Raw genomic sequence first — 20723 nt, forward strand, 5'->3', positions numbered from 1 at the left:
GGCCGGTGAAACCGGCGTCAGGTGCTGTGGACGCCGACCTCGTACAGCGAGTATCCCCACCTGGTGCCACGCTCCGTGCCCGTGATGCGGACGTAGCGCGCCGGTGTGCCGGTGAAACGAGCGGTGTCAAGGCCGCCGTCGCCGGTGGTGGTCGACCAGACCGTCCGCCAGTTCGCGCCGTCCGTCGAGAGCTCGATGCTGTACGACTTCCCGTACGCGCGCTCCCAGTCGAGCGTGACCCGTCCGACCCGGTGAGCGGAGCCCAGGTCGATCCGCAGCCACTGGTTGTCGCTCCAGCCACTGGCCCAGCGGGTGTCCCGTGTGCCGTCGACGGCGCGGCTCGGCGCATAGCTGATGAACGGGTTCCACTCCGTCGAACCGGCTGTGGCCGGCGCCCCCTTGGCGAGGTTGACTTCCGCCTGGTGCCGCTCGGTCGCTCCCCACGTGCCGAGGTAGGACTCGGCACCCCGGAAGAGGTCGTTCACCACGCCCTGGCCTCCGACGAGCCTGATGTCCTCGATCCAGTCCGGGACGAGGCCGTAGTGAGCGGCTCCGTCGGTGTTCAGGTCCCAGGTGCGCTCACCGGTGGTCTGCCGGTCGATCAGGGAGCCTCCGTCGACGCTGCGGAACGGGTAGGTGACTTTGTTGGGCGCGTCGGCTCCGCGGGGACCCGGCCAGCCACCGACACCGTTCATGTCCGTTCCATAGCCGTAGCCGACGCCGTACTTGTCCCGCAGCGCCTTGGTGCGGTTGGCCTCGGCCACGAACCCCTCGGAGCCGTGCATGTACTGGGCGATGAAACCGCCGAGGGCGTAGACCCGTTCGGTCCAGTTCATGTCCATCCAGCTGTGCGAGGAGATCACGCCTGGGTAGGACTCGGACTCGAAGATGTCGAGCGCGCGGCCGACGGCCTTGACGCTCATGTGGTCGATCTCCAGCATCATCTTGCGTTTCATCATTCCGCGTACGGCATACTCACCGAGGTCGGTGAGCCCGCGCACGTTGCACTGCGCGTCCGAGTCGTACGAGGGGACGCCCACACCTGCCGGGAGTTTCGCCTCGGCCCCCGGCGCTGCGGCCGAGCCGATGGGGTTGTCGTGCTGCGGGCCCGTGCACTTCTCGGTCCTCCAGAAAGTGCCGGTCGACAGGAACTGCCCGACGTTGATGGCCGTTCCTAGCCCGCCCGAATCGAAGCGGACTCCGCACAGCGCGTTGTCGAACTTGTGGCACAGGAACATGCTGCGCACGCCCAGCGCGTACAGCTCGTCCAGGCCGGCGTCGATGTCCTTCCTGTCGCACTGCGGAATGTCCAGGATCTGCTTGCAGCCGAAGGGCTCGGAGGTCTCCACTCCCAGGATGACCGCCAGCTTGCCCTGCTTGATGACCTCGCGGGCCTGCGCACTGTCGGTGACGACCCGGAACCAGCCCTTGCCCGTGCCGCCGTACATCTTGTCGATGTAGGCCTGCAGGTCGTACGTCAGCTTCGCCTGCAGCCGGATGGACGTCATCTCGTCGCAGCTGCGGTCCTTGAAGAAGTACACCGAGCAGATCACGCCGTTGGTGACGAGGTCGTTGACGAGCACCCGCTGGCCGCCGCGCCAGGCCCGTTCCACCCACGCGTAGTAGTTCTGCTGGTGGGTCAGCGAGTCGTGGGCGGGCCAGTCCTTGAACGTGGGCCAGCCGACCGGGTCGTGTCTGCCGTCACCGCCCTTGGTGATGAAGTCGAAGACGGCCAGCGAGCCGTCGGGGTAGTGCTCGGGGCAGTCCTTGAGCGCGTCGGCGATCCCGGCCTCGGAGAACGTCTTGCCGCAGATGAGACGCCCACCGAAGGCCTCGTTGGCGAAGAGGTGGTCATGGGCGTCGACGAACCCGCGCACCTCGCCCTTGGCGTTGGTGCCCGCGAACGGCTCGCCGGTGACGTTGATCTGGGAGTCCGGCGTCGGTCGCGCGCTCGGGACCCACCACTCGTTTCCGGCCGCCGAACTCGGGGTGGGTCCGAGCACGACGGCCAGTACGAGGAGGAACAGCGACACTACGGTGACGCCTTTGCGTCGGCGGTACGGGAGTCCCGTCATGGCCACGGCCCACGTCCCTCGGTCGGCGGGATGCGCGGCCGACCGGCAAGGAGGTCAGGGCCCGGAGGCGCCCGCGCACTGATTTGTCATGTCCTACACAAACTCTGCGCCATGAGGATCGCCAGTGCCGCCTTCCGAGTCAATACTCGGGCTCTGGATGCCGGCTGCAGGTTCTTCGCCGCGGAAGGCACCTGGTATCGACACCGGGTCGCCGCACGAGTGCCGGCTGTGTGGCGGTCTGCCTCGACGGACCCGGATTCTCCGCGCCGAAGCGCCCGATCTTCAGGCTGCCGAGGCACGTTCCTGCCGCTGTTCACGCCCTGCGCTGCCGCCTGATGGGCTCTCCCACGCGGTGCAGGTGCGTCAGCGCCTCGCGGTAGGACCGGATCAGTCCGGTCTCGTGGTACGGCACCCCGATCTCGGCGCAGTACCGCCGCACGATCACCTGGGCCCGGCGCAGATGGACCGTGGGCATGCTCGGGAACAGGTGGTGCTCGATCTGGTAGTTGAGTCCGCCCAGCATCACGTCGGTGAACCAGCCGCCGCGCACGTTGCGGGACGTCAGGACCTGGCGTCGCAGGAAGTCGAGTTGCCGCCCACCGGTGATCGTCGGCATGCCCTTGTGGTTGGGTGCGAAGGTGCAGCCCAGGTAGACGCCGAACAGGCACTGGTTCACCGCGAGGAACGCCACCGCCTTGCCCGGTGAGAGCGCCAGGAACAGGGCGGAGAGAAAAGCGGCTATGTGCAGCAGGAGCAGAGCGCCCTCCAGCAGCCGGTTCTTCATGAGCGGTGAGCGCAGCGCCCGCACGCTCGCGACGTGCAGGTTGAAGCCTTCCAGTGTCAGCAGCGGGAAGAACAGCAGTGCCTGGTGACCACCGAGGTGGCGGGCAAGACCCCGGCTGGCGCGGGCCTGTTCGGTGGACCACACCAGGATGTCCGGGGCGACGTCCGGGTCGAGTTCCTCATGGTTGGGGTTGGCGTGGTGGCGGGTGTGCTTGTTCATCCACCAGCCGTAGCTCATGCCGATGGCGAGGTTGCCGAACAGCCGTCCGCCGATCTCGCTGTGCCGGCGCCGCCGGAAGATCTGCTGGTGGGCCAGGTCGTGGGCCACCAGGGCTATTTGTCCGAACACCACCGCAAGAAGGGCGGCGATCGCCAGTTGCCACCAGGTGTCGCCGAGGGCGAAGAACGCACCCCAGCCGGCAGCGAACAACCCGATCACGAGACCGAGCCGCACCGTGTAGTAGCCGGGGCGCCGCTTCAGCAGGCCGGCCTCGGCGATCCGCTGGGACAGTCCGGCGAAGTCGCTGCCGGCACCGGGGCGCGACGTGCCCGCATCAACGGCGGAGTGGCGGGTTGCAACGGAGGCATCGGGGGAGATCGTCATGCTGGAAATTCTGGAGATCGCCGTACCACCCGAAGAAGCCTGCCAGCCCCCGTATGCACACTAGGCCCGCCCCCCTGAACTGCCGGGGGTTTTCCCCAGGGCGCAGCCCTGGACGCAGGCCGGGACCAGGCGGCCGGCCGGGCCTGACCACCGGTCACACCTCGGCAACCCGGTGGTCCACCAGCACGTCACCGCCTGCGTGAAGACGCGGCGGTCAGGCGGGCTGCCAGAGCTCGATCCGATTGCCCTCGGGATCGGTGACCCAGCCGAATCGACCGACACCGTCCATTTCCTGCGTTTCCTCGGCCACGTCCGCTCCCTTGGCGCGCAATTGAGCGAGCATCGCGTCCAGGTCCCGGACCCGGAAGTTGAGCATGGTCTGCTGGGCGCGGGACCCGAAGTAGTCGGTATCGGACTCGAACGCCGCGAACACCGTCGGCCCGGCTCCCTGACGCCACAGGCCGGTCTCATCGGCGTCCAGGCCCAGGCAATCGCGATACCACGCGCTCAGGGCCGCCGGGTCGGCGGCCCGCAGGAAGTATCCACCGATTCCAAGCACACGTTCCATGCCGCTATCTTGCCAGGACGGCGATCGGGCAGGCGGGCACCACACCATCGCCCGCCTCACCCCTCATCTCCATCATCTCCGTCGCGGGGGAAATCGTCGGCGTGTGGCCTTTGGCGGACCCGCTGCTTGACCGGGAGGTCCCGACATGACCAGTAAGTTCACCGAGCTTGCGATCGACTGTGCCGATCCCCGCGGTCTCGCCCGGTTCTGGTGCTCGGTCCTTGACTACGAGGTGCAAGACGAAGGCGACGGAATTGTCACAATCGGCTCCCCTGTGGTGCCTGGAGGCAACAAGCGCCTTGGCCCGGTGCCACCGACGTTGACATTCGCGCTCGTGCCCGAGGGCAAGACCGTCAAGAACAGGCTCCACCTCGACATCAACCCAACCGACAGGGAGCAGGATGAAGAGGTCCGTCGCCTGCTCGACCTGGGTGCTCGACACGCCGATGTCGGCCAGGGCGATGAGAGCTGGGTCGTACTTGCCGACCCAGAGGGGAACGAGTTCTGCGTCCTTGCCGACCGCCGCCCGTGATCGGAGGCCGCACACGGCAGATCTCCTTCATCACGGGCCGCGCGACCCGGCGACGGTTTGCGGTCATGCCCCAGCCGGCCGCGTCACCAACCTGTCCGGACAGCACACCTAGCCGGAGACGGCCTTCTCCCAGCCCTGGGTGACCGTCTCCCTCGCCTTCTCCAGTTGCGCGTCCGTCGGGAACTGCGGCGTTCCCTCAACCGTCGGCAGTCGTGCGGCGGCGGCCTTGTCGAGGGTGCCGTCCCGCCTCATGGCGTCCATGAGCACCGGGCGAGCGTAGCCGCGCAGCCGCGAGTTCTGGCCCTCTGGGCTGAAGAGGTACTCCTGCCACAGGCGGGCAGCCGCCGGGTGCGGGGCGTTCTTGTTGATCGCCAGCGCGAAGTACTGGGCGAAGCTGCCGTCGAAGGGGATCGCGACCTGCCAGTTCACGCCCTTGTCGCGGAGCTGGTCGGCGTAGTTGAGGTTGATGTAGTCCCAGTTGATGCTGATGGGGGTCCGGCCGCCCTCGACCGTTGCCAAGTTGGAGTCGAGCGGGATCAGGTTGCCGTTCTTCTTGAGTTTGGCGAAGAAGTCGAGACCGGGCTGGACGTTGTCGAACGACCCGTTGTTCGCCAGCGCGGCCGCGTAGACACTGGCGAAGGCGGTAGCCGATCGGGGCGGGTCGCCTTCGAGTGCCACCTTGCCCTTGTAGGCGGGTTTCAGCAGATCGGCGAAGGTCTCCGGACAGGGCTTGACCCGATTGGCGTCGCAGCCGATGGAGATGTAGCCCCCGTAGTTGTTGTACCAGCGGGCCTTCGGGTCCTTCTGATTACCGGGGATGGAGTCGTAAGCGGCGACCTTGTACGGCGCGAGCAGGTTCTGCGCCGCCGCGTTCCGCGCGAACGTATCGCCCACGTCGATCACGTCGGGAGCAGTCGGCCGGTTCCCCCTGGTCCGCAGGGCGTCGATCTCGTCGTTGCTGTGGCCCAGCGGATCCTCGTCCATGACCTTGATCCCGTACTTCTTCTCGAATCCGTCGATCAGGCTGCCGTAGTCGGCCCAGTCACGCGGCAGCGCGATCGCTCTGAGCGTGCCCTCCTGTTTCGCTGCGGCGATCAGTGCGCGCATGCCGCCCACGTGCTCGGCGGAGGTGGCCTCCGCGGGCTTGGCGAGTCTGTCGGCCGGCGTGTTCTCACAGGCGCTCAGCCCCAGTGCCACGAGAGCGAAGCAGCCCAGGACGGCCGCTGCTCGGGCACGGGGTGTAGTCACGACTGCTCCAGGAGTGGCGGGACGAGGTCGTCACCAAGGATGTCTGCTTGTTACAGGATGCGTCGGACCACCGGAGAAATGCCCGATGCCGCCGTGGCCGGTCGTGGAGTTGCGGAAGCTGTCGCAGGTGGGTCCACTGCGCAGGGCGACGTGGTCATCGAGGTCAGGCTACCCGCCGCCTCGATGGCGGAATCCCGCCCGGGAAGCGTGCGATCAGCGCTTTTCCTCCGGCGGAACGCGGCCTCCGCCCGCCCCGCCCCCGGCCACGCCCGGGCCGGAACGCGGCGTGCGCGACCGCAGTGGCAGGGGACCTGAACGCTCTCCTCACAGTGCCGTGTCGTCCCATTGGCCGAGCAGGGTCTCGCCGGCTCCTTCCGCCTCCGGCGTGGCGCCGTCGTGGAGAGACTGTTCGGCCCAGATGACTTTGCCGGTGGGCGTGTAGCGGGTCCCCCAGCGTTCGGCGAACCGAGCGACCAGGAACAGTCCGCGGCCGCCTTCGTCGGTGACTTTCGCCCGGCGCAGCCGTGGCGAGGTGCTGCTGCCGTCGGAGACCTCGAAGATCAGGGTTCCCGCGGCGGTGCCGCTGATCGGCACCGTGCGGAGCAACCGGACGGCGATGGGCTCGCCGCCGTGGCGGATGGCGTTGGTGATCAGCTCGCTGAGGATGAGCTCCGCGGTGAAGGCGACCTGCTCCAGGCCCCACTCCGTCAGCCGGCGGGCGCAGGCGGTGCGCACCGGGGCCACCGCCGCCGGGTCACGGGCCACGTCCCACTGGGCGACCTGCGCCGGTCCGAGCCGGCGCGTGCGGGCCACCAGCAGCGCGATGTCATCCCTGGGCCGGTCGGACAGCATGGCTGTCATCACCGCCGTGCAGGTGGCCTCCGGCGTGCGGTCGGGCCCTGTCAGGGCACTGCGCAGCGCCTCCAGACCGGCGTCCAGGTCGCGGGTGCGGTCCTCGATCAGTCCGTCGGTGTAGAGCACCAGCCGGGAACCCTCGGGCACGGTGAGCTCGGCGGTCTCGACGGGCAGGCCGGCGCCGAGACCCAGCGGCGGGGAGACCGGCAGCTGAGGGAAGTGGACGGACCCGTCGGGCCGGACCACCGCCGGTCCCGGATGGCCGGCAGTGGCGAGGGCCAGCCGCCCGGAGACGGGGTCGTAGACGGCGTACTGGCAGGTCGCCCCGGTGATCGTCCCCTGCCCGTCCTCCGCGGTGGCCTCCTCGGCGTCGATCTGGGCCACCAGTTCGTCCAGCCGGCCCAGCAGCTCCTCCACGGGCATGTCCAGACTGGCGAAGTTGTGCACGGCGGTACGCAGCCGGCCCATGGTCGCCGCGGCGTGCAGGCCGTGGCCGACGACATCGCCTACGACCAGCGCCACCCGGGTGCCGGACAGCGGGATGACGTCGAACCAGTCCCCGCCCACCCCGGCCTGGGCCGGCAGGTAGCGGTAGGCCACGTCGAGGGCGGACTGTTCGGGCAGCCCGCGCGGGAGCAGGCTGTGCTGCAGGGTGACGGCCATGGTGTGTTCGCGGGTGTAGCGGCGGGCGTTGTCGATGCACAGCGCCGCCCGCGCGGCCAGCTCCTCGGCGAAGGACACGTCCTCCTCCTCGAACGGCGGAGAGCCCCTCGCGCGCCAGAAGTCGACCACTCCCAGCACCATGCCGCGGGCCCGCAACGGAACCACGAGCAGTGAGTGGATGCCCTGGTCGAGGATCCGCTGGGCACGTTCGGGGTGCTGGGCGCGCCAGCCGTCGGAGGCGTTCAGGTCCTCGACCAGGACCGGCCGGCCTTCGGCCATCGCCTTGGAGACGGGGTGGACCGGGATGAACGGGATCAGCTCGCCGACGGGGTGCAGGAGATCGTCCGTGTCCAGGCCGGCGACGGCGCTGCGGCGCAACTCGGTGATCACGGGGGCCGTACCGGAGGACTCCTCGCCCTCCAGGACCGGGTTCAGCAGTTCGACGGTGACGATGTCGGCGAACCGGGGCACCGCCACCTCGGCCAGTTCCTCGGCCGTGCGCTTCACATTCAGCGTGGTGCCGATCCGCAGTCCGGCGTCGTAGAGCAACTTCAACCGTTCGCGCGCCACCTCGGCCCGGCCGGAGAGGGCCCGCAGCTCGGTGGTGTCCCGGAGTGTCACCACGCTGCCGACGGGTCCGTGAGGAGCGGTGAGCCGCTTGTTGACCGCGAGCAGCCGGTCGGCCGCCAGGTACACCTCGTCGGTGGCGGGGCGGTCGGAGGCCAGCAGTCCGGCGAGATCCTCATCAAGGCCCAGACCGGTGATGTGCCGCCCTTCCGCGTCCGTCGGCAGGTCCAGCAGCCGCCGTGCCTCGTCGTTGGCCAGCAGCAGCCGGCCGTCACCGCCGATGATCAGCACCCCTTCCCGCACGGCGTGCAGGACCGCGTCGTGGTGCTCGTACATCCGGGTCATCTCGGTCGGCCCCAGACCATGGGTCTGCCGCCGCAACCGCCGGCTCACCAGACCGGACCCGACGGCGGCGAAGCCGAGGGCCGTGGCGGCGCCGCCGAAGAGGAACGGCAGCTGCCGGTTCACCCTGTGCTGCACCTTCTCGACCGTGACGGGTACGGAGACGATGGCGACGACCGAGCCGTCGGGGCCCCTGACGGGGACCGCCGAGATCACCGAGAGCCCCAGTGAGCCCTTGAAAGTACTGGTGAACGGCTTGCCCGTGGCCGCCTTCGCGTAGGGCCCGATGATGCGTTTCCCGATCTGACCGGGGTCGCTGTGGGTGAGGGTGACCCCGTTCAGCCCGTACACGATGATGGCGTCGACGCCTGCGGCCTTCCTGGCCGCCTCGGTGTGCGGCTGCAGCACTGCGGTCGGGTTCGCGCTGTTCAGTGCGGCGACGAGCCCCGGGGAGTTCGCGAACGTCTGCGCCGCGGTGAGCGTCCGGTTGCGGGCGTCCGCCATGACGTCGCGTCGAGCCTGCACCACGAGCACCACCAGGGTGGCGGCGACAAGCAGCACCACGACCGCCAGCTGCAGAAGGAAGACCTGGCCGGCGAGGCTGTGCACGCTCAGCAGCGAGCGTGAGCGCCGCTTTTCTCCTCCCTGACGGGGCGGACCGGGCCGAGGAGTCCGCATGGACTCATCAGACGCCTCATGCCCGGATCGGCCCGAAACTCGACGCATATCCCCTTTCTATCGTTTCCGGGTGGCCGACCGCGAAGCGACCGGACAGCGTCTCGGCGTGACGCCGGTGTCCGGCGGGGGAGTGGCCGTCGGTGTCCGGCGGGGGAGTGGCCGTCGTCGTCCGCGCCGGGACGGGGCCGTGCGGTAGCCGGGCGGGCCGCCGGTCCGCTCGGCTCGGCGCCCGGACCGCGCCGGGCACTGCGAACGGGAGAACCAGCCCAGGAGAAGCGAGGCGGCGTAGTGGCCGACCTCTGCCCCGCGGGGACCGCCCTCGGCTCGCGGAGCGGACCGGCGGCCACTCGCTCAGACGGCGTTCAACCCTCCGTCCACCACCAGGCTCTGCCCGGTGATGTAGGAGGCACGGTCGGAGAGCAGGAAGGTGACGGCTTCGGCCACCTCCCAGGCGGTGCCCTGGCGCCCGAGCGGTATGCGGGTGAACGAGGCGGAACGAGACGCCCGCCGGGCTGACGCCTCGCGGCCCATCGGGGTGTCGATCAGGCCGGGGACGACCAGGTTGGCGCGGATCCCGCGCGGCGCACCCTCCTTGGCGACATGGCGGGTGAGTCCGAACAGGCCCGCCTTGGAACTGTCGTATGCGGGCGAATCGGTGGCGGCACGCAGCCCGGCCACGGAACCGACGAAGACGATCGAGCCCCCGTCGGCGATCGCGGGCAAGCCGTACTTGGCGGCGAGGAAGGGGGCGGTCAGGTTGAGTGAAAGCACGCGTTCCCACTGTTGCGGTGAGGTGTTCGCCAGGCCCGCGCCGAGGCCGATACCGACGTTGACCACCATCGCGTCGAGCGCGCCGAGTTCTCGGAGGGCATCGGCGACCATGGCCGAGGACTGGCCGGCATCCGTGGCGTCACCGACCAGGGGCAGGCCACGGGCGCCTTCCTCAACGACCAGGGCGGCGCTGGCCGCCGCGGCGGAAGGGGAGACGTCGGCGCAGGCCACGGAGGCTCCCTCACGAGCGGCGAGCACGGCCACCGCCCGTCCGTTGCCCACCGGGGCCTTCGGATCGTCGCTGGGACGGGTGCCCGCGCCGATGACCAGTACGTTCCGGCCGGTCAGGAGGCCGGCCGGGCGCGTCGCGGTGTGCCGGGGCTCAGGCATCGCCTCGTACCCCTTCCACCGTGTCCGCGCCGGCCCCGGTGGGCGCGGGCAGGGTTTCCGTGGCGTAGGCGGGTTCGAGCCGGGTACCGGCGGAGTTCAGGAAGAAGGCGACCATGTGGTACTGACCGACGAGCATGGTGATTTCGATCAGCTGTGCCTCATCGTGGTCGGCGGCGAGCGATGACCAGGTCGCAGCGGAAACGCACGCCTCCCGGTGCAGTTCGTCGGCGGCACGCAGCAGGCGGGCGTCGGACGGCGCCCACCCCTGGGCGTCCGGGCCCGCGCCGATCCGCCGGATCTCCTCCTCGGTGACCCCGGAGGCCCTGGCCAGCGGTACATGCCGCCCCCATTCGTAACCGGCCCGGGTGTTGTATGCGGTGCGCAGGATCAGCAGTTCCCGGGTCCGGTCCGGCAGGCGGCCGTTGCGCAGCAGGTGACTGCCGAACGGCAGGAAGTGCCGGAAGAGGCCGGGGTGCCGCACCAAGGTGGTGAAGATGCGGGCGAGGTGGCCGTCGGCGTCCCGGGGAATCGAGGCGAGCAGTTCCCGGACGGACGGGTCCCAGCCGTCCTCGGGCAGCGGCGCGAGGCGCGGGCCGGTGTCGGGGGCGGCGTGTCGGGGGCGGGGATGGTACTCGTCTGTCATGGCGGTCTCCGCACTGTTCGGCAGGGTGGGTCGGTAGGGCTCGGGCGGGTCTGAGCACAGTCGATCGGCGCCTTGCCCGGTGCGCACCGATGGGCTCCTTCCGCCGCCGTGCCACTGTGCTTTCGCAGGCGGGGGGTTGTCGACGGCTCCCCGGCCAAGGCCGGAGGGCGGCGTATTGTGCAGGTGCACAACGGCCGGTTCCGGAGGGGCGGAGGTGAGGCCATGCCCGGGCAGTCGAGCGCGGCGGTGCCCCTCGAACGGGTCATCGCCGCGATGACCGCGCAGCAGTCGCACGTGGCCGGGCGGTTGCACACGGAGCTGACGGACCACATCCCGTCCTACCGCGCGGTCCCGCGCGAACTCCTGGACGAGATCTGGCATCGGCACTTCCAGCGGGCTCTCGCGGTGGTGCGAGAGGGGACGGTTCCCGCGCCGGAGGACCTCGGCGAAGCCGATGTGGCCCGGGACCGGGTCGCCCGAGGTGTGCCGCTCGGCGACGGGCTCCGCGCCTTCCGCCGGGCGCTGAGCGCGATACGGGATCTGTTCATCGCCGAGGCGACCGAACGGGGGCTGGACCCCGGCTTCATCGTCGACCGCACCAAGTGCCTGTGGGAACTCGCGGACGTCGCGAGCCTGCAGATCGCCGCCGTCCACCGGCAGGCGGAGGTCGCCTCCGCCCTGTTCGACGCCCGCCGCCGCGCCGACTTCCTGCGTGGACTGCTCCACGGGACGCTGAGCGCGGCGGAGATCCACAGTGGTGCGGCGATCTACGGTCTGGACCTGTCGCGGCCGTACCGCGCCATCAGGGCTGTCCCGAACGGCGGCGCCGGTCCGGACGTGCTGGAACGCTCCCTGGAGTCCCACGCTCGAAGAAGCGGGCGAGGTGCGCTGCTCACCGTGCTGGACGAGGCTGTCGCCGGAGTCGTCGAGGCAAAGCCGGACATCGGTGAGCTGGAGGTGACGGCGGGGCTCGGCCCGTCGACGGACCTGGCCGCGGTACACCGTTCCTTCCGTGCTGCCGGCAGGCTGCTGGAAGCCGCCCGTGCGTACGGTCTGCGCGGCGTGTACGACTTGAGCGATCTGTCCTGGCGGGTGGCGGTCGTCGCCGAACCGGACATCGCCGAGTTGCTGCTCGACCGGTATCTGCGCCCGCTGGAGGCGGAGGGGGAGTTCGGCGCGCTCATCGAGGAGTCGGTGCGGGGATACCTGGAGAGGGGACGGAACATCCGCGAAGTCGCCCGCAGCGCACACGTCCATGTCAACACCGTCCGCTACCGGCTGCGCCGTTTCGAGGAGCTGACCGGAACCAGCCTTCACGCTCCCGACACCGCGGTGGAGCTGAGCTGGGCCCTGGCGGCGCGCGAGCTGGGGACATCCACGAGGCCCGGCACGAGCGGACCGCCACGGCCGCCGTAATCCCCCGGGTCGCGAGGGTCTCGTCGTCACCGGGCGAGGTGATGGTGCCTCACCTCCCCGCCCCTGCGTCAGTGAACCTGCTTCATCCGGTGACGCGTCGGGGAGGAACCGACGCGGGCCCTGGCGGACCGTTCGGTCCGGCTGGGGGCCATGGGCGGGCTACAGCGGCGGCACCCAGCCCGCTGGTGTAGCCCGCCCCGTCGTCGTGGTCATTCGGCCGCGGCGAGCAGCCGGGCCTCGCTCTCCTCGTACAGGCGCCGGTGCTCGCGGCTGTCGGCGGCGCGGCGCCGGTGGTCCAGACGGCTGCCCAGCCACCCCGCCAGGTAACCGAACGGGATGGAGACCAGTCCGGTGGACTGCATGGGGAACAGGTGGAAGTCGGCGTGCGGGAAGACGGCGGCCGGCGTGCCCGAAACGGCCTTGGAGAAGACCATGAGCAGCAGCGCGCAGGCCGCGCCGCCGTAGAGGGTGGCGAGCAGGCCGGTGCGCGTGAATCCTCGCCAGAACAGGGAATAGGTGAGTGCGGGTGCCACCGCGGATGCGCCTATGCAGACGGCCAGAGTGGTCAGCACGGCGACGTCCCAGTTCTCGACCAGGGTGGACAGCGCGATCGCAAGGGTCCCCACGGCCACGCTCGTCCACGCCGCCACCGTCATCTCCGTACGCGGCTCGGCCTGTCCGCGCCGCGCAGCATGGGCGAACAGGTCGTGGGCGAGCGACGAGGCCGCGGCCAGGGTCATGCCTGCGACCGACGACAGCAGGGTGATGAAGACCATGCCTGCCACGGCCGAGTAGAGAATCGTCGCGCCCAGGGAGCCGCGGGCGCCGCCGAGCACCTGCGACAGCATGAGCACCGACGTTCTGCCGTGCGGGTCGGCCGCGGTGATGTATCGCGATCCCACCAGTGCCGCCGCGCCCGTCCCCATGATGATCACGAGCAGGCAGAACGTGGTGACCGTGCCGACCGCCCACGACATGGAGCGACGCACGGCCGGCACGTCCCGCGCGGAGTACAGACGCATCGTGATGTGCGGCAAGCAGGCCACACCGAGGACCACGGTGATCTGGAGACTGGCGAAGTCCAGCCGGTCAACGGCCGAGGTGCCCAACTGAAGGCCCTGCCGGAGATAGGCGGGGCCCGCGCCGCTGCCGGCCTGGGCGGCTCTGAGGACGTCGCCGGGGCTCCAGTCGAAGCGGTTCAGTACGAGAGCGGCGACGACGACGCTGGTGCCGAGCAGCAGCACGATCTTGATCATCTGCATGAGCGCCGTGCCTCTCATGCCGCCGATCGCCGCATAAATGATCATCAGGCTGCCGACGATGACGATGCACACCGTCCTGGCACCCGCCAGATGGGGGATGTTCAGAATGAAGGTGAGCAGCGACCCGGCCCCGGAGAGCTGGACGACCAGGAAGGGCAGGGTCGCCGAGAGCGTCACCACGCAGGCGGCGATACGCACCGCCCGTCCGGGCATGTTGCGGGCCAGGACGTCGCCCATGGTGAACTTGCCGGCGTTGCGCAGGGGTTCGGCCATCAGGAACATCAGCAGCACCAGAGACAGGGCGGTGCTGACCGCAAGGACGTAGCCGTCGTACCCGGCGAGCGCGATGATGCCGGCGGTGCTCAGTACCGTGGCCGCGGAGATGTAGTCGCCCGCGATCGCCAGGCCGTTCTTGAGCGGAGTGAGCGACAGGTAACCGGTGTAGAAGTTCGTCAGGTCGTCGCGGTCCGGTCCCGCCATCACGCACATCAGCAGCGTGACGGTGACCAGTGTGGTGAACAGGATGAGGACGGTGGCCTGGGTCCCGGAACTGAAGTCGTTCATCCCGCCACCCCCGCGTTCCGGCCGGTGCGGGCCACCCGCTCCCTGACGGTGCGGGCCAACGGATCGACGGAGCGTTGTGCGCTGCGCCCGTACCAGAAGACCGCCGCGAAGGTGACGACGAGTTGCAGGACGCCCAGGGCCATTCCCAGGCTCAGCTCTCCGGTGATCTTGGCCCCCATCAGACCCGGCGCATAGCAGGACAGTACGACGTACACCACGAAGGAGCCGAGTGCGGTGAGTGTCGAGATCCGGCGGAGCAGGCGGTAGGCCGAACGCAGGGTGGCGAGGTCGGCACGCCGCCGGTCGGTCTCGTGCTCGTACGACTGGTCCCAAGGGGCTCGGCCGTACGACCCGTACGGAGCGGCGTCGTGCCCGTAGGAGTCGTACCCGTAGGGGTCGCGCCCGTAGGAGTCGGGTCCGTATGACTGGGGCGCGGTGTGGGGCAGCGGCCATCCTGTTGCTGAGGGTGGGTACCGGTTCTCGTCGGCGTATGTCATCGCCTGGCCTTCCGCTACGGCTCGGAGTCGTGCAGTTGCACTAGGGGAGGTTGGTTCGCGCACGATACCGACTGGTTGGGATGCCGGTAAGCCCACTGTGGATTACGTTTCGGGGTCGGTGCCGTTCCCCGGGCACGGCCTGCGACTTGGGACGTTCGGGCAGCAGGGTCGCCATACCATCGGGCACCCTTAGCCCACGCTGCTCCGCTGCAGCGGCGCGCTGTCATCCCCGATGTGACATCTCCCATTGCGTCGCTGAGACGGTGGGGTCAACCTCTCGTGGAACGAGTGTCCGAAGAACTGTTATCCGTGGCTCATCGAGCGATCTCCCAGGTATCGGACAGAAACGTTCGGCGTCGAGGACAGGGAAGCTTTTGATGAGCACACAGCACACGGTGGAGTCGGCGGCACTGGTGACCGCTGCGCGAGCGGGCGACCCGGAGGCTCAGGACGCCCTGGTCAGTGCGTACCTTCCGCTGGTCTACAACATCGTGGGGCGGGCTTTGAACGGCTCGGCCGATGTCGACGACGTCGTGCAGGACACCATGCTCCGTGCCCTCGACGCGCTGGGCGGTCTGCGTACGCCCGAGAGCTTCCGCTCCTGGCTCGTGGCGATCGCGATGAACCAGGTCCGCAAGCACTGGCAGGACCGGCAGTTCGCCCCGGTCGCGGTGGAGGAGGCCGAGGACCTCGCCGATCCGGGCGCCGACTTCGTGGACCTGACCATGGTGCAGCTACAGCTGTCGGGTCAGCGCCAGGAGACCGCGCGCGCGACACGCTGGCTGGAGGCGGACGATCGAGGGCTGCTGTCGCTGTGGTGGCTGGAGTGCGCAGGCGAGCTGACCCGTGCGGAGGTCGCCGCCGCGCTCGAGCTGTCCCCTCAGCACACGGCGGTCCGGGTGCAGCGGATGAAGGCGCAACTGGAGGCCGCCCGCGTGGTCGTGCGGGCGCTCGACGCTCAGCCGCCGTGCGAGGAACTGCGTGGCATGTCGGCCTCCTGGGACGGCCGGCCCTCGGCGCTGTGGCGCAAGCGAATAGCCCGGCACGCCCGCGGCTGTGCGCGCTGCTCCGGCCTGTGGAGCGGGTTGTTGCCCGTAGAGGGGCTGCTCGTCGGCCTTGCGCTGGTTGCGCCGTCCTCCGCGCTGCTCGCGAGCGTGCGCTCCGTCTCCGACGGGATGGCCCCGGCCGGCTCGGCGTCCCGGCTCCACGCGTCCGAGGGCAACGCCGGATCGACCCCGGGGGTCGGACACCGTGCCGCGCGGGGCCGGGCGACCTCCCGTGGCGAGGCCCGTCGGCGTCGGCGCATCCAGCGCCGGGCCGTCGGCGGTGCCGTCGTGGCGGCCTGTGTGGCCGGCGGCGGCCTCTGGTACTTCGGCACGGACTCCGGGACCGGGTCCCAGACGGCGACCGCCGCGCGCACCGCAGGCGCACCAGCAGTGGACCTCTCGGAATCGAGCGCCGTCGAGACCTCGCCGTCGGCCTCCACGTCTCCCTCGCCGTCCGCGTCGCCATCGAAGAAGGCGAGCGCCTCCAAGAGCCCGCACCCCACCCGGAAGAGCGTGCCGGCTCCCCGGCGATCCGCTCGGCCGACGCAGAGTGCGGCCAGTACTCCGCAGGCGGCCCCGTCGGGCACCGTTGCGCAGGTGGTCGCCCTGGTCAACAAGGAGCGGGCGGCCGCCGGCTGCGGTCCGCTGACGGAGGACCCGCAACTGGAGCAGGCCGCCCAGGGCCACTCCGACGACATGGCCGCCCGCAACTTCTTCGAGCACACCAACCCGGACGGTGCCGATCCCGGGCAGCGCATCACCGCCGCCGGCTACCGCTGGTCCACGTACGGGGAGAACATCGCCCGGGGCCAGCAGACCCCGCAGGCGGTGATGGACTCCTGGATGAACAGCCCCGGCCACCGCGCCAACATCCTCAACTGCTCGTTCAAGAACATCGGGGTGGGCATCCACAAAGGTTCGGGAGGTCCTTGGTGGACGCAGGACTTCGGCGCCAAACTCTGACGCCGGGACGCAACCGAGATCCGTTCAGGGCCCATTGACGGCCGGGATGCGGCGTGAAGCGGTGGGCTCCACCGTCCTATGCCGCATCCCGGATCCCGGCACGGGACACCACGCTCACGGTCGCCTGCTCACCGGCTCGACCGCTGTGCCGCCACGATCGTGTCCAGAGTCCGCTCCGCCCCCGCCAGCCGTTGCACGCGCTCCGAGAACCCCGGGAACTGGGAGGCGATCTTGGTGAGGAACCTCAGCTCCAGCGGGGCCACATTGACCTCGGCGACATCTCGCTCGATCGCGCGCATCACGCCCTTGACGACCCGCTCCGGCGCGACGGTGCGTACGCCGCCGGGCGTCGCCGACCCGGTGTTCGCGAACATGCCCAGCTCCCGTACGAAGCCCGGCTGGACGATCGAGACGCCGACGCCCGTGCCGTGCAGATCCTGGCGGAACGCCAGCGAGAAGCCACGCAGCCCGAACTTCGTCGCGGTGTACAGGGACGACGACTTGGTGGCCGCCATCCCCGACAGCGAACCGACGAAGCAGATGTGCCCGCGCCCGGCGGCCACCATGGCGGGAGCGAGCAGTCGCGCGAGCATGGCGGGCGCGCGCAGGTTCACCGCCAGCGCCCGATCCATCTGCTCCGGCGTGTAGTCGAGCACGTCGCCGCTGGAGGGCAGCGCCGCGTTGGCGACGAGGACGTCCGTACCGGCGGCCTCCTGCGCCAGGCGCTGCACATCGTCGGCGTCGCCGAGGTCGGCCAGGATCGTCCGCGCGCCGTAGCGATCGGCGAGCGGTTCCAGCGCTTCGCGCCGTCGGCCCGTGAGAACGAGGTGCGCCCCGCGAGCCGACAGCTCGGCGGCGAGCGCGCCACCGATACCGCCCGTGACTCCGGTCAGTAGAACAGTTGCTCCGGCAATGTGCACGACTACCCTCCCGATCTGTTCGTTCGAACGAACAATAGGGAGGGCCGCCGGGGACTGTCCACCAGCAGGCGGATGGAACAATGAGCGGCATGCCGAACACCGCCACCTCCGCCACGACGCGTCAGCGCATCATCACCGCCGTCCTGCAGATCATCGGTGAGGGCGGGGTCGCGGCGGTCACCAACAGGCGGATCGCCAAGGAAGCCGGACTGTCACTCGGCTCGGTCACATACCACTTCGAGACCCAGCACGACCTGTTGCGGGAGAGTCTGCTGTACTTCGTACGCGAAGAGGCCCGGTACTTCACCGAACTGGCCGACCAGTGCCAGACCGAGGCCATCGACGTCGAGGACGCGGCGTCCCTGGCCGGCCAGGTCGCGTGTGGGACAGCGCTCGACACCGCCCATCTCGCGCCCTTCGAGCTGTACATCCACGCCGGGCGCGACGAGCGACTGAGGGAGGCCGCAGCGGAGGCGTTCAGAGCCTACGACCGGCTCGCCACCCGCATCCTCACCGCGCTGGGCGTACCGGACGCCGAACGCCTCGCGGCCACCACGGTCGCCCTGGTGATGGGTCTGCAACTCCGCCGTCTGGCCACGGGAAGCCCGGCGGAAGACCTGGTCGACGCCCTCCTGCTGCTGGCTCGCGGGACTGCCGGCCGACCCGTCGAGCAGGCGACGTCGTCACCGAACGCCGAAGGGGCGCAGTAGGTCTGTGGCCTGCCGGCGGACGATCTCCCATGCGTCGCCGGGGAGATCGCCCAGCCCCGTCCTGCGCAGGGCGCGCAGCGCCTCTTCGCCGCCGCCGCTGTCGCTGCCGCCGCTGTCGCACAGGATGCTCTCGCTGATGACGTCGTACCCGTCGCGTACGGCGGCACGGAGGCGGAAGCTGCCGGCGCCCTCGGCGTGCAGAGCGGTGGCGACGACGAGCGGCGGAGGTCCGCCCGCTGCGGCGGGCAGCTTGCGGTAGGCGCTGGCGACGGGTTCGCACCAGTGGATGCTCAGCAGGAGCGGGCGTTTCGCGACCACCTCGGCCAGGTCGGCCTCATGGACGCCCTCTGGGCCCAGTATGGACGCACGCGCATTCAGCACGAGAGCCGCCGGCAGCAGACAGCGCAGCGCGCTGCCCACGAGATTGCCGCCTACCGTTGCCGTCCGACGTACGGCGCCGGTCCCCACCGCGGCGGCAGCCAGGCGGATGACGTCCGGTACCCGCTCGTCGATCCGGTTCAGCACCACGGCGGCCCCCAGCGCCCCGCCCCCGACGACATTGGCCTCCGGGAGACCGCGCAGCGACATGGCCAGCTCGGGGAACCCGTCCCGCTGCCAGTCCGCCCACACCAGTGTCGCCCCGCCGACGGGCACGGCTCCCTCGACCAGGCACTCCTGCGCCTCGGACACGGTGGTGGGAAGTCGCAACAGCATCGCAGCCGACCTGCCTTCCTGGGGCGTTGACCGACGGGAGGCACGAACCGGCCAACCGTCCACGGGCATGGCGCATTGTCGTTGCGCGGACCGGGGCGCATACAGGGCTCACACGAGCATGCCCGCAAGCCGGAGCGACTCGGAAGGGCCGGGGGCCGCGCCACCTCACCCGGCCGCGGCAACTAAGCTCCCGCGCATGAGTGGAGCAGGCAGCGACAACAGCGGTAGACGCGTTGTCGACGGGCGGTTCGAGCTGGAGGCACGGCTCGGCGGCGGCGGCATGGGCATGGTCTGGCGCGCCAGGGACCTCGTGCTGCATCGGAACGTGGCCGTCAAGGAGGTTCGGCCACCCGATCCCGATCTCGCCGAGTACGACCCCGAGGCCGCCAGGCTGCTGCGGGAGCGGGTCCTGCGGGAAGCGCGTGCGCTGGCCCGTGTCGATCACCCCAATGTGGTGACCATCCATCATGTGGTCGACGGCGGCCCGGGAAGCTACCCATGGATCGTCATGGAACTCGTCACCGGCGGTTCCCTGGCCGACCGCCTCGCGCGCGGGCCGATGAACCCGGGCGAAGCGGCGCGCATCGGACGCGAGGTGCTGGCCGCGCTGCGCGCCGCACACCAGGCGGGAATCCAGCACCGCGACGTGAAACCGGCCAACGTTCTGCTACGTACCGACGGCCGTCCGGTGCTCACCGACTTCGGCATCGCCGCGATCCGCGAGTCGACCGCCCTCACCGCCACCGGGTCGGTCATCGGCACACCCGACTACATGGCGCCGGAACGTGTCTCCGGCAAGCACGGTGGCCCCGCGTCGGACCTGTGGTCGCTGGCGATGATGCTCTACACGGCCGTCGAGGGCCACCACCCGCTGCGCCGGGGTACCACACTGGCGACGCTCGCCGCCGTCCTCAGCGATGACATCCCGCCGCCGGTGAAGGCGGGTCCGCTGCGGGACGTCCTGACACGGGTGCTCGTGCGGGACCCTGCGGCACGGCCCGATGCCCAGGAGCTGGAGCGGATGCTGGACGGCGCCGCCCGCGAGGCCGAGGCGCCCGCCTCCTACCGGCTGCAGGCGCCGCCGGCGACACAGGCTCCCCACCCCGCATCCGCACCGACGGGATTCGGGCCCGCGCCGACGATGCCCCCGGGACCCTACGCCGCACCTGCCACGCCGACGACGTCCCCCGGCCCACAGGGCGCGCGCCCCGTGTCCCTCACCGTGCCCGTGCGGCCGGACCGTGGCCGGCGCTGGGCGCTGGTGACCCTGCCCGTGGCCGGAGTGGCGCTCGCCGGAGTCCTCGTCTGGACGCTGATACCGGACGGAGGCTCCCACATGTCCGGATCCTCCGGGTCCTCCACGTCCGGCGATCCCGCCGCCAAGTCGCCCTCGTCCGTCGGCTCGGCCCCCGTCGAGGTCACGCCCTCGGCGAAGGGGCGGACCGGCACGACGACGAACCTGCTGACTCCGGCCGGCATCCGCACCGCGATCAACGCGCTCAAGGAGGAGACCGGTCGGACCCGGTTCGGATCTCTCACGGTCTATCCGGGGTACGTCTCCGCCGATCTGATGGTGAAGGGCAGCGACGCCAAGTACGACTCGTACACCTACCGTCCCGGCGAGGGCGTACAGAAGGGCATCATCAGCGGCTCGCTCAGCGGCGGGACGAAGTCCGTCAGCCTGGACGGCTTCGACTGGGACAAGCTGCCTTACCTGCTGTCCGAAGGCGAGCGGAAGCTGAAGGTCGACGATGTGAGCACCCGCTACCTGGTGCTGAACCCGCCGGACGACGTGTTCGACAGCCCTGCCGGGATGTCCGTCTACCTCAGTAACGCCTACGGTCAGTCCGGGTATCTCCGGGCGAACCCCCAGGGCAAGGTCACCAAGGTCATGCCGTACGACGGCTGAGGA

16 protein-coding genes are annotated in these 20723 nt (G+C 70.1%); 5 read left to right on the forward strand and 11 right to left on the reverse strand.

What is annotated here, in order from left to right:
* Window positions 1-17: 17 nt before the first annotated feature.
* The 3 genes from LZ604_RS13830 to LZ604_RS13840 all read right to left on the reverse strand — a co-directional run bounded on the left by LZ604_RS13830 (window position 18) and on the right by LZ604_RS13840 (window position 4030).
* Window positions 18-2075: a galactose-binding domain-containing protein gene (locus tag LZ604_RS13830; RefSeq protein WP_234515366.1), complete on the reverse strand. Its 2058-nt coding sequence runs from the start codon at window positions 2073-2075 to the stop codon at window positions 18-20.
* Between the two features lie 313 nt (window positions 2076-2388).
* A complete protein-coding gene (locus LZ604_RS13835) occupies window positions 2389-3462 on the reverse strand; it encodes a fatty acid desaturase family protein (protein ID WP_234515367.1) in 1074 nt (357 codons plus the stop codon).
* 214 nt (window positions 3463-3676) lie between these two features.
* The gene (locus LZ604_RS13840; protein ID WP_234515368.1) at window positions 3677-4030 is read right to left on the reverse strand and encodes a VOC family protein; all 354 of its coding nucleotides are present in this window, start codon (window positions 4028-4030) and stop codon (window positions 3677-3679) included.
* A gap of 145 nt (window positions 4031-4175) precedes the next feature.
* Between LZ604_RS13840 and LZ604_RS13845 the strand changes: the two genes are divergently transcribed.
* Window positions 4176-4562, forward strand: a complete 387-nt coding sequence (locus LZ604_RS13845) for a VOC family protein (protein WP_234515369.1) — start codon at window positions 4176-4178, stop codon at window positions 4560-4562.
* 108 nt (window positions 4563-4670) lie between these two features.
* Here the strand turns inward: LZ604_RS13845 and LZ604_RS13850 are convergent, their stop codons facing one another.
* The 4 genes from LZ604_RS13850 to LZ604_RS13865 form a co-directional block, all read right to left on the reverse strand.
* Window positions 4671-5810, reverse strand: coding sequence for an ABC transporter substrate-binding protein (locus LZ604_RS13850; RefSeq protein WP_234515370.1), 1140 nt, complete (start codon window positions 5808-5810; stop codon window positions 4671-4673).
* A gap of 324 nt (window positions 5811-6134) precedes the next feature.
* Window positions 6135-8915 (reverse strand): SpoIIE family protein phosphatase, encoded by a 2781-nt coding sequence (locus tag LZ604_RS13855; RefSeq protein WP_372482136.1) that lies wholly within the window; start codon window positions 8913-8915, stop codon window positions 6135-6137.
* 351 nt (window positions 8916-9266) lie between these two features.
* Window positions 9267-10076, reverse strand: coding sequence for an SDR family NAD(P)-dependent oxidoreductase (locus LZ604_RS13860; RefSeq protein ID WP_234515371.1), 810 nt, complete (start codon window positions 10074-10076; stop codon window positions 9267-9269).
* Window positions 10069-10719, reverse strand: a complete 651-nt coding sequence (locus LZ604_RS13865; RefSeq protein ID WP_234515372.1) for a carboxymuconolactone decarboxylase family protein — start codon at window positions 10717-10719, stop codon at window positions 10069-10071. Before LZ604_RS13865 ends, LZ604_RS13860 begins: the two co-directional genes overlap by 8 nt.
* A gap of 222 nt (window positions 10720-10941) precedes the next feature.
* Here LZ604_RS13865 and LZ604_RS13870 point away from each other — a divergent pair, with 222 nt between their 5' ends.
* The gene (locus LZ604_RS13870) at window positions 10942-12135 is read left to right on the forward strand and encodes a PucR family transcriptional regulator (RefSeq protein WP_234515373.1); all 1194 of its coding nucleotides are present in this window, start codon (window positions 10942-10944) and stop codon (window positions 12133-12135) included.
* Between the two features lie 209 nt (window positions 12136-12344).
* Here the strand turns inward: LZ604_RS13870 and LZ604_RS13875 are convergent, their stop codons facing one another.
* Entirely contained in the window at window positions 12345-13961 is a 1617-nt protein-coding gene (locus LZ604_RS13875) for a sodium/solute symporter (RefSeq protein WP_234515374.1), read from the reverse strand.
* On the reverse strand, window positions 13958-14458 hold the full coding sequence (locus LZ604_RS13880; protein WP_234515375.1) for a DUF485 domain-containing protein: 501 nt from the start codon (window positions 14456-14458) through the stop codon (window positions 13958-13960). Before LZ604_RS13880 ends, LZ604_RS13875 begins: the two co-directional genes overlap by 4 nt.
* A 377-nt stretch (window positions 14459-14835) precedes the next feature.
* Between LZ604_RS13880 and LZ604_RS13885 the strand changes: the two genes are divergently transcribed.
* A complete protein-coding gene (locus LZ604_RS13885; RefSeq protein WP_234515376.1) occupies window positions 14836-16467 on the forward strand; it encodes a sigma-70 family RNA polymerase sigma factor in 1632 nt (543 codons plus the stop codon).
* A 128-nt stretch (window positions 16468-16595) separates the two neighbouring features.
* Here the strand turns inward: LZ604_RS13885 and LZ604_RS13890 are convergent, their stop codons facing one another.
* On the reverse strand, window positions 16596-17387 hold the full coding sequence (locus LZ604_RS13890) for an SDR family NAD(P)-dependent oxidoreductase (RefSeq protein WP_234515377.1): 792 nt from the start codon (window positions 17385-17387) through the stop codon (window positions 16596-16598).
* 89 nt (window positions 17388-17476) lie between these two features.
* Between LZ604_RS13890 and LZ604_RS13895 the strand changes: the two genes are divergently transcribed.
* On the forward strand, window positions 17477-18097 hold the full coding sequence (locus LZ604_RS13895; protein WP_234515378.1) for a TetR/AcrR family transcriptional regulator: 621 nt from the start codon (window positions 17477-17479) through the stop codon (window positions 18095-18097).
* Here LZ604_RS13895 and LZ604_RS13900 read toward each other — a convergent pair.
* The gene (locus LZ604_RS13900; protein WP_234515379.1) at window positions 18071-18811 is read right to left on the reverse strand and encodes an FAD binding domain-containing protein; all 741 of its coding nucleotides are present in this window, start codon (window positions 18809-18811) and stop codon (window positions 18071-18073) included. The two genes, LZ604_RS13895 and LZ604_RS13900, sit on opposite strands and share 27 nt — an antisense overlap.
* Before the next feature lie 196 nt (window positions 18812-19007).
* Between LZ604_RS13900 and LZ604_RS13905 the strand changes: the two genes are divergently transcribed.
* The gene (locus LZ604_RS13905; protein WP_234515380.1) at window positions 19008-20720 is read left to right on the forward strand and encodes a serine/threonine-protein kinase; all 1713 of its coding nucleotides are present in this window, start codon (window positions 19008-19010) and stop codon (window positions 20718-20720) included.
* Window positions 20721-20723 lie beyond the last annotated feature (3 nt).

Origin of the sequence: Streptomyces glomeratus, assembly GCF_021462825.1 — a bacterium.
GTDB lineage: Bacteria > Actinomycetota > Actinomycetes > Streptomycetales > Streptomycetaceae > Streptomyces > Streptomyces glomeratus.

What these genes read in the sequence shown, in the direction of transcription:
- LZ604_RS13870 (WP_234515373.1), top strand. Translation starts at nt 10,942, where the DNA reads ATGCCCGGGCAGTCGAGCGCGGCGGTGCCCCTCGAACGGGTCATCGCC.
- LZ604_RS13860 (WP_234515371.1), bottom strand. Translation starts at nt 10,076, where the DNA reads ATGCCTGAGCCCCGGCACACCGCGACGCGCCCGGCCGGCCTCCTGACC.
- LZ604_RS13830 (WP_234515366.1), bottom strand. Translation starts at nt 2,075, where the DNA reads ATGACGGGACTCCCGTACCGCCGACGCAAAGGCGTCACCGTAGTGTCG.
- LZ604_RS13865 (WP_234515372.1), bottom strand. Translation starts at nt 10,719, where the DNA reads ATGACAGACGAGTACCATCCCCGCCCCCGACACGCCGCCCCCGACACC.
- LZ604_RS13885 (WP_234515376.1), top strand. Translation starts at nt 14,836, where the DNA reads ATGAGCACACAGCACACGGTGGAGTCGGCGGCACTGGTGACCGCTGCG.
- LZ604_RS13845 (WP_234515369.1), top strand. Translation starts at nt 4,176, where the DNA reads ATGACCAGTAAGTTCACCGAGCTTGCGATCGACTGTGCCGATCCCCGC.
- LZ604_RS13855 (WP_372482136.1), bottom strand. Translation starts at nt 8,915, where the DNA reads ATGCGGACTCCTCGGCCCGGTCCGCCCCGTCAGGGAGGAGAAAAGCGG.
- LZ604_RS13835 (WP_234515367.1), bottom strand. Translation starts at nt 3,462, where the DNA reads ATGACGATCTCCCCCGATGCCTCCGTTGCAACCCGCCACTCCGCCGTT.
- LZ604_RS13900 (WP_234515379.1), bottom strand. Translation starts at nt 18,811, where the DNA reads ATGCTGTTGCGACTTCCCACCACCGTGTCCGAGGCGCAGGAGTGCCTG.
- LZ604_RS13905 (WP_234515380.1), top strand. Translation starts at nt 19,008, where the DNA reads ATGAGTGGAGCAGGCAGCGACAACAGCGGTAGACGCGTTGTCGACGGG.
- LZ604_RS13880 (WP_234515375.1), bottom strand. Translation starts at nt 14,458, where the DNA reads ATGACATACGCCGACGAGAACCGGTACCCACCCTCAGCAACAGGATGG.
- LZ604_RS13895 (WP_234515378.1), top strand. Translation starts at nt 17,477, where the DNA reads ATGCCGAACACCGCCACCTCCGCCACGACGCGTCAGCGCATCATCACC.
- LZ604_RS13840 (WP_234515368.1), bottom strand. Translation starts at nt 4,030, where the DNA reads ATGGAACGTGTGCTTGGAATCGGTGGATACTTCCTGCGGGCCGCCGAC.
- LZ604_RS13875 (WP_234515374.1), bottom strand. Translation starts at nt 13,961, where the DNA reads ATGAACGACTTCAGTTCCGGGACCCAGGCCACCGTCCTCATCCTGTTC.